Origin of the sequence: Sulfurovum sp., assembly GCF_041562805.1 — a bacterium.
GTDB lineage: Bacteria > Campylobacterota > Campylobacteria > Campylobacterales > Sulfurovaceae > Sulfurovum.
In genome coordinates, this window is record NZ_JBFFOH010000123.1 from 1 (window position 1) to 7,429 (window position 7,429).

A 7,429-nucleotide genomic window follows, 5' to 3' on the forward strand; every position below is an offset into this window, starting at 1 on the left:
ACATTGTGAAATGGCACGGCCATGACTGTGAGGGCATCACCCATGTGGCCAATAGCTGTAAAACCGCTTTCAAGATCCTTTTCCCCGACGGCATCATAGACAGAAGTGTGCTTAGAGGCATTTCGGGAGCAAGCCCCTGCTGGTCGGACGGGCTGGCTTTTCTGACAGGAGCACGCCTCCAATACGGAACGCTAGGGTTTTTTAAAAACAAAGACTACAGCCATGCGGTCATCCTCTATCGTGAGGACACCGGCGTCGCCGTTCTGGCAACATGGAAAAAAGGCATCAACAACATCCCAGACGAACTGGTCGTGCTTCCGGGTGCCATAACATGGATAACCAAGGTCGACATGCAGAAAGTCATTGACCTCAAAAAAGTCGTCAAAGACGCAAAAGGAAAACCCGACCCTTACCAGGTAGATCTTCTGCGTTATTACCAGTGGCAGCATGTCAACGATATTTTGAGCCACCCGCTGAGTGAAAGCTATCAGGCTGAGATCATAAAAGATTTTAAATGGGAGGAGTGGGTCGACACCACAAAAGCCGTACCCAACCCGCATAAACGAAGCGATACCCGTCTTAAAAACTACCCTTACCGCGAAAGACCTGTTGTAGAAGGGAAATAGCCCCTGCTGCCTCGGCAGAGTAGAAAGCACGCTTTCGAGGAAACATCCTTTTGGAGCGCTTCACTTGTTTTGTGTTTTTAACGGGTTTTCGACCTTCAATGCTCTAAAGTCATAAAAACCGGGCATTTACAGGGAAAAATACGACTCTTTTAAAAATAAACAATCATTTTTTCTGTTATTTAGCATTGCCATACAGTTTAAAGTGCTACTATGTGCGTTAAATAAATAGTTGTACGTTTCCGCGCAGCGAAAACGTACAAAACCAAGGAGATATTATGGGAAAGAAAAATACATTCAATGTTGGTGACATTGTCAAACTCAAATCTGGCGGACCAGAAATGACCATTAGGTCGGTCAATAAACATTATGAAACTAAGGAATTCTCTGGAACTTACGAATGCCAATGGTTCGCTGGGAAAAAACTTGATCAGGGACATTTTCCAGAGGAGTCACTCATGCCTGTTGTTAAAGAAAGCGAATGATGGATGCAACAGAAATATCTTTATGGATGAAGATTCAACTTGATAAAGATGGCTGTCTGTATCAAGAAGATGTTGTTAATTATCTAGTTAAAAAAGGTGAGAATGCATTTCTTAGAGACAATAGCGATGGCAATTTAGTACTGGAACGTAAACTATTAAATGAGTTTAGAAAATTAACCGAAGTAGATGTTGTATGGGTTAAGCCTGATAAGTATTGGCGTTTTCGTGTGCCTGAGGATGAGCCAGGAAGAGATGCTAGAGGCTAGTCTAACAACCCAGAGGAGCCAATCAGTAACCCGCGAGCGGGCCACTGATTGCTCATTTTAAACGTTATGCTATAGGACTTAAATAATGCCGAAATTGTATGTGATTGGAAATGGCTTTGATTTATTTCATGACTTGCCGACAAGTTACGAGCATTTTTATCGATTCGCAGAAGAGTTGTTGGACGAAATATCAGAATATTATAATTTGTCTATTTCTAACGATGGACTCTGGAGGGATTTTGAAAATGATCTTGGAAAGTTCAACTGGAGATCCTTTTATTCTGCTCATAATCATATTGATGTAACTGCTGAAAACTTCAAGCCTAGCATGATATATTCCTTAGAAGATGACTTAGCTAATGAGTCCGAAGAGCATGTAAAATCTATAAGGTCACAATTTGAAGAATGGATTGGTGAAATAGATATTTCCGTTGCTAAGAAAACTATGAATCTCTGTCCTGCAGGCAGATATTTATCATTTAATTACACATCAACTATTCAACAAGTGTACGGCATTGATCCAAAGCAAATATTACATATTCACGGCAATGCTAAACAGTTTGATGATTTGATATTTGGGCATGGTATTAAAATAGAAAAAGAGCCCACCTTTGATGAGGATGGTGAACCCACTAGAACACCATTCTCAGATGCAGAAGGGACTGCGATGTATCCGCTTTACGCCCTCAAAAAGCCTGTTGAAGACTTACTGAAACAACACCAAGTTTTCTTTCAATCGCTCTCAGATACCGACAACGTCATTGTAATTGGTCATTCGTTAAACTCTGTAGACTTACCGTATTTCCAAAGAATCGCGGAATGCGCTCCAAATGCAGCATGGACTGTCTATTATTACGACCCTAATTGCATCGAGGGTTTCAGGGACAAGTTAATAAAGTGTGGAATTAATTCGCATAACATTGACCTGCGGAGCCATGTGGAATTAGTGAGAAATTAATGAATACTGAAAGCATAACAAGGTAGTGGAGCCAATCAAAAACCCGCGGGCGGCTTTTTGATTGCCCATTTTAAACGTTATGTTTCAAAGGTGACTCTTCATGAATAAAATAGATCGAGTATTAAAACAAATTGCCCAGCTTACAGCCCCCGTTAGGCAAATTGCCACTACATTAAATAAAGTGATACCTCCTCATGTTCAAAAACTTAATGAAGCCATAGGACCAACGGTTCAAAGGTTAAATGAAATAACAAGGGCATATGAACCTTTTTTTAGTCAAATTAACGCTACTTTAGCCAAAGTTGCCGAGTCGGCGAAAAAATGGCAAATAGCAAGAAAAGAAGATGTGACCGTCATGGCTGAGAATGGCTGGTATCCTAATTGGTATACGTTTTTTTATTATCCTGAGACACCTATTGATTCACTAGATGAGCTTATGGAAAGACATCTTGAGGAAAACTGGGATGAAATAACTGCAGAAATATTGAAGTATTGCTCTAATCGCAAACATATTCTTGAAAATGCTTTTGAATTACACAAACAAGAAAACTATGTCGCGTCAATACCATTATTTTTCGCTCAAGCTGATGGTATATGTAACGAAGTTTTAAAAAGTTTCTTATTTACAGGAAATGAAACACAAGAGAAACTAAATGAATTAATAGAGAAAGGTGAAATTGAAGCAAATATGTTTACAAATATATTCCTAGAACCTTTTAAACTAAAGAATCATCATAATTCTGGTATTTCAAAATCAAGCCTTGAGGCAAAAAATAAAGCTCCTAATAGAAATGGTATTCTTCATGGCCATAGAAAACACTTGGATTATGGGACAAAAATGAATTCATTAAAGGCTTTTTCGCTTTTAAGCTTTGTTGTTTACACAGTCAAGGACTTAATAAATGAAACATAACAACACAAAGAAGACCAATCAAAAACCCGCGTGCGGCTTTTTGAGTGCTCAGCTCAAACGTTATAATGATACAAAGGAATATATTGAATAAAACAATAAAATGGTGGGAATATACATGTTTAATTCTTGGTTATGGTGTATTAATCACATTCTTTCTATTTAGTATATGTCAAAATGACGGTACATGGTTCGCTCGTGCTGGTTCTATAGGTGTTATATTTGGAGCAATTTTAGAATATAACTTTTCACATCAACAGCAACTTTTAAATAAAGAAATTGGTCAAAAATTAGGTGTTTGGGTCGATAACCCTATTGATTATAGTGATACCTCAAACCAAAAACTTATTAAGATTTTCACTCATATTTTATTGGTAGTATCAACTATAATTTGGGGATATGGAGATTTAATATTTTACTAAATATAAAAAGGATGAATCTGATGAAAAAAATCATTCTAGTATTGTTGGTTATACAAAATTTTTTATATGCCGATTTTGAAAATGAGAAATGGTATGAATGTGTTAATATTGATCCAGCAGCAGAAGTAAAAAAAATTGGCATAAGGCGTACAATGGCTATTGGGTCCGATACACTGCAGCTTATGAATCGAAATGTTGCTGTAGAAGACATATATTTTGCAAAAGAGATAGCAAAAGGAAGTAAAATATATAAATTTAAAACTGCTCTTGGAGAGTACATAGTTGAAGAGACTAAAGATGGTGCTAAACTTACTAACCTATATTACAAAAATAATAATTATGTCGATTTTGAGACATACCTCAGTTGTAAAGTCCAAGCCAGATAAAACATTGTGATTTAAGCATATGACAAATACAAGGTGTACCTATATTCTTTACTTCTTCCTCATCCCTGCAGAAACGGAACACCCTCACTAAAAATATAAAATCTTTACAACTTTCACCAATCAAGATAACAAACTTCTTACCGCATCATGCCTTTCTGCTTTTCAAGTATGATTTATGTATATACAATTCAAATTGCGTGTAGCAGGGAGTGTATTTTGAATACGTGTTTGGTGAACATATGTGAGACATTTGAGGAGACAAGCGATTTCTTTTCAAACAGGTCTCCGGAAAAAGAGGCGATCGTGACAAGACTTTTTTTCGATTTTCTGGACTGCTTTTCATCGCTGCAGGCCGAAAAGCTGGAGTACCCGAAAGAGTTTCAAAACGACGTCAAGCTCTATCTGCAGGGGCATCCGATCTTAAAGAAAAAATTCGAGGATGTCGAGATCCGCTACCTGATGCTGAGCGATTTTTATGATTATTGCAGACTGACAAAAAAGTACCCCAACAAAAAAGGAAATCAATGTTAAATTTTGGGCCGTTTAAGTCTCTGTCGACGAAAGAGTTTCAACAGAAAAAAGAGGAAGGCTTTACCGTCATCGACGTACGAAGAGCTGACGAGTGGGAACAGTACGGTACCATCGAGGGGAGCCATAAGATCACCTTTTTTGACGAAGCAGGACAATACGACCTCGATGCCTTCCTCGAAGCGTTCACCGAGGTGGTGACGGACAAGGAGCAGCCTTTTATTCTGGTCTGCGCCCATGCGAACAGAACAAAGACCATCGGTGAGATCATGGGCTTAAAACTCAAATATAAAAACGTCTATGAGTTAGACGGCGGCATTAACTGGGGTTGGATCGATAGAGGTTTCGAAACGGTAAAGTAAGGCCTTTTTCCGTTCTCCGGCCGCTTTTCAGCGCGGTTTGTCAGAAGGTCGCGGCAAAAGAGACCCTGCTCTCTCGTAAAAATAAAACACTCTTTTCATTTCTATTCTTTTTTAAAAATCAACAATACAACTGTTCAATAACGCCTATAAAAATAGTGCATAGACAACTCTTTACTATTTTTTACAGTATGAAAGTGCTAACATATTTGTTACTGGAGAGTTAAATCACGGATTTAACTCTCGCCAGTGACAACGGAGGTTCAAGAACATGGCAACAGAACCAGAGGCAAAAACATTGCAAGTACAGAGGTTTCTTCTTCTCTGCGGTATCTTATCGCCTCTCATGTATGCCGCAGCCGACATGATTGCGGGTCTTTCGTGGGCTGAGTACAGCTTTCGGGATTACACGATCAGCGAGCTTGGCGCAATTGGCGCCCCGTCACGGCTGCTCTTTTCATCAATGCTTATTGCGGTCTATCTGCTCTTCTTGCCCTTCGGTATCGGCGTGTGGAGAAGCAGTGCTGAAAGACGGAGCCTTAAAATCACAGGCGCCTTGCTGGTAGCTATTGGTCTCCTGGCGCTTATGGTCGGGCAATTCGTTCCCATGCAGCAGAGAGGTATGGACCAGGGGCTGAGCGGTACCTTGCACCTCGTAGAGGGGGCAGTGGCTATGTTCTTGGTCCTATCGGCCATGGTGTCGGCAGCGATTGCCTTTGGAGTCCGCTTTCGCGTCTACACGGCTGCTACCATCGTCATAATGTTGGTGTTTGGCCTATGGAGCGGCCTGGACGCACCAAACATTGAGGCCGGACTGGACACCCCGTGGTTGGGCGTCAAAGAACGCATCTTCTGGTACTCCTATCAACTATGGTTTGCCGTGCTGGCGCTCACCCTTCTGCTCGAAAGAAGGGAGTTGGCCTGAATGGAACAGCACAATAGAACAAGAGCTAGAGAGTTGGCAAAAGAATCTATCAGACAAGGTGAATCTCTGAAATGGTTTGAGACGCTCTATGCCGAAGCAAAAACCAAAGGCGTTGTAATTCCATGGGCTGACCTGGAAGCCAACCCTCACCTTATTGAATGGGTTAATAATTCCAACATGGACTGGCACGGGAAAAAAGCATTGAAAATTGGCTGCGGACTGGGAGACGATGCCAAATATTTATCAGAAATTGGTCTTGCAGTGACGGCTTTCGATATATCTGAAACAGCTATTCGTTGGTGTCATGAACGATTTCCTGACTCCCGGGTCGATTATCAGGTTGCTGACTTGTTTAATCTACCAGAAACCTGGGATACCGCTTTCGATCTCGTAGTCGAATCCTATACTTTGCAAGTGCTACCTGTGGATAGACGGCTTCATGCTATAGAAAAAATCTCTTCATTGATATCGCCGTCAGGCAAGGCAATAGTAATTTGTCGCGGAAGAAGCGACAATGACCCCGCCGGAGAGATGCCCTGGCCCCTGACAAAGAAAGAGATAGAATGTTTTTCAGATAACGGGATAAGCATTCAGAGTTTTGAGGATTTTATGGACAATGAAACACCTCCCGTTAGAAGATTTAGGGTTGAATTATTTAGAACTTAACAAACCAGAGGAGAGCAATCAAAAAGCCGTCTGCGGGTTTCTGGTTGCTAATTTTAAACGTTAAGGCGCGCAATGATTAAGAAAGTATTGATAGCTTTAAATATAATTACAGCAGTCGCTGTATCGGTACTTATTTATGAATTGTATCCTTATGCTCATGGCGTCTACTGTGAGTGGGTCCCCTCTTCTCATCGACCCTGTACCTCTCCATCCTCACTAAAAATGCATAAAACTTTACAATTCCTGCCAATCAAGATACCATTGAACACATCTATACTTTTGATTGCTTATTTCTAACATTGAATAGAGGACGAGAACACACCATGAATGACTATCCGACACCCCGGGAGAAACTGAGAACCGGCAACTTTACATACAAGTTTAAAATCACCGAAGACTATGTCTACGCAGACACAGGCTGGGAGCTTGAGAAGGAATTTGAGAGCAAGTGGTTGAAGATCAGCCAGGACGGTGTCGTGACGGTCAAGGCGAATGAAAATGGTTATGCGTGGGATGGCTGTACGCCGAAGAAAAGCCTGTTAAACCTATGGATCATCGGGGTTCCTGACGGGCATGTCGACCACAGGACCATGCTCCCCTTTACCTACCACGCATCGTTGGTGCATGACGCCCTCTACCAGTATCTCGACACCGTACCCGTGACAAAAGAGCAGGTAGACCGTCTTTTTTTAAAAATGATGGGCGATTTCAAGCTGAGAAAGCTGTACTACTTTTTCGTAAAACACTTTGGAGCAATTGGTGTAAAACAAAATGGCCTCTGACAAACCCTCTCTATTCCAGAAAATCAAAAGAGGTTCTCTTGGCAGTAACCGTAGCACTCCATCGACAACCTGGGAGCATCATATGCGTAGTCAACATCTCATCAAACCGTTAACGCTCT

General features: G+C 41.0%; 12 protein-coding genes. All 12 read left to right on the plus strand.

The annotated features are described in order from the left end of the window. The coding region (locus tag ABYK33_RS11985) for a formylmethanofuran dehydrogenase subunit E family protein (RefSeq protein WP_373033474.1) at positions 1 to 626 on the plus strand (626 nt) is incomplete at its 5' end. A 275-nt stretch (positions 627 to 901) separates the two neighbouring features. Further along, positions 902 to 1,108, plus strand: coding sequence for a YodC family protein (locus tag ABYK33_RS11990; protein ID WP_373033475.1), 207 nt, complete (start codon positions 902 to 904; stop codon positions 1,106 to 1,108). Then, entirely contained in the window at positions 1,105 to 1,374 is a 270-nt protein-coding gene (locus ABYK33_RS11995) for a hypothetical protein (protein ID WP_373033476.1), read from the plus strand. The genes ABYK33_RS11990 and ABYK33_RS11995 overlap by 4 nt, the downstream gene beginning before the upstream one ends. 85 nt (positions 1,375 to 1,459) lie before the next feature. Next, positions 1,460 to 2,332: a bacteriophage abortive infection AbiH family protein gene (locus tag ABYK33_RS12000; protein WP_373033477.1), complete on the plus strand. Its 873-nt coding sequence runs from the start codon at positions 1,460 to 1,462 to the stop codon at positions 2,330 to 2,332. A 100-nt stretch (positions 2,333 to 2,432) separates the two neighbouring features. Beyond that, a complete protein-coding gene (locus ABYK33_RS12005) occupies positions 2,433 to 3,245 on the plus strand; it encodes a hypothetical protein (protein WP_373033478.1) in 813 nt (270 codons plus the stop codon). Positions 3,246 to 3,328: 83 nt separating this feature from the next. Next, the gene (locus tag ABYK33_RS12010) at positions 3,329 to 3,664 is read left to right on the plus strand and encodes a hypothetical protein (RefSeq protein ID WP_373033479.1); all 336 of its coding nucleotides are present in this window, start codon (positions 3,329 to 3,331) and stop codon (positions 3,662 to 3,664) included. 20 nt (positions 3,665 to 3,684) lie between these two features. Continuing rightward, a complete protein-coding gene (locus ABYK33_RS12015; RefSeq protein WP_373033480.1) occupies positions 3,685 to 4,050 on the plus strand; it encodes a hypothetical protein in 366 nt (121 codons plus the stop codon). 216 nt (positions 4,051 to 4,266) lie between these two features. Further along, positions 4,267 to 4,581 carry a hypothetical protein gene (locus tag ABYK33_RS12020; RefSeq protein ID WP_373033481.1) on the plus strand — a complete coding sequence of 105 codons (315 nt, stop codon included), beginning with the start codon at positions 4,267 to 4,269 and terminating at the stop codon, positions 4,579 to 4,581. Next, positions 4,575 to 4,940 (plus strand): rhodanese-like domain-containing protein, encoded by a 366-nt coding sequence (locus ABYK33_RS12025; RefSeq protein ID WP_373033482.1) that lies wholly within the window; start codon positions 4,575 to 4,577, stop codon positions 4,938 to 4,940. The genes ABYK33_RS12020 and ABYK33_RS12025 overlap by 7 nt, the downstream gene beginning before the upstream one ends. 268 nt (positions 4,941 to 5,208) lie before the next feature. Then, positions 5,209 to 5,862, plus strand: a complete 654-nt coding sequence (locus ABYK33_RS12030) for a DUF998 domain-containing protein (RefSeq protein WP_373033483.1) — start codon at positions 5,209 to 5,211, stop codon at positions 5,860 to 5,862. After that, positions 5,863 to 6,528: a class I SAM-dependent methyltransferase gene (locus ABYK33_RS12035; RefSeq protein WP_373033484.1), complete on the plus strand. Its 666-nt coding sequence runs from the start codon at positions 5,863 to 5,865 to the stop codon at positions 6,526 to 6,528. Positions 6,529 to 6,851: 323 nt separating this feature from the next. Continuing rightward, positions 6,852 to 7,310, plus strand: a complete 459-nt coding sequence (locus ABYK33_RS12040) for a hypothetical protein (RefSeq protein WP_373033485.1) — start codon at positions 6,852 to 6,854, stop codon at positions 7,308 to 7,310. Positions 7,311 to 7,429: the final 119 nt, after the last annotated feature.

Bases quoted from the DNA above. Each gene is read 5' to 3' on its own strand.
- ABYK33_RS11990 (WP_373033475.1), top strand. From the start codon at position 902: ATGGGAAAGAAAAATACATTCAATGTTGGTGACATTGTCAAACTCAAA.
- ABYK33_RS11995 (WP_373033476.1), top strand. From the start codon at position 1,105: ATGATGGATGCAACAGAAATATCTTTATGGATGAAGATTCAACTTGAT.
- ABYK33_RS12000 (WP_373033477.1), top strand. From the start codon at position 1,460: ATGCCGAAATTGTATGTGATTGGAAATGGCTTTGATTTATTTCATGAC.
- ABYK33_RS12005 (WP_373033478.1), top strand. From the start codon at position 2,433: ATGAATAAAATAGATCGAGTATTAAAACAAATTGCCCAGCTTACAGCC.
- ABYK33_RS12015 (WP_373033480.1), top strand. From the start codon at position 3,685: ATGAAAAAAATCATTCTAGTATTGTTGGTTATACAAAATTTTTTATAT.
- ABYK33_RS12025 (WP_373033482.1), top strand. From the start codon at position 4,575: ATGTTAAATTTTGGGCCGTTTAAGTCTCTGTCGACGAAAGAGTTTCAA.
- ABYK33_RS12030 (WP_373033483.1), top strand. From the start codon at position 5,209: ATGGCAACAGAACCAGAGGCAAAAACATTGCAAGTACAGAGGTTTCTT.
- ABYK33_RS12035 (WP_373033484.1), top strand. From the start codon at position 5,863: ATGGAACAGCACAATAGAACAAGAGCTAGAGAGTTGGCAAAAGAATCT.
- ABYK33_RS12040 (WP_373033485.1), top strand. From the start codon at position 6,852: ATGAATGACTATCCGACACCCCGGGAGAAACTGAGAACCGGCAACTTT.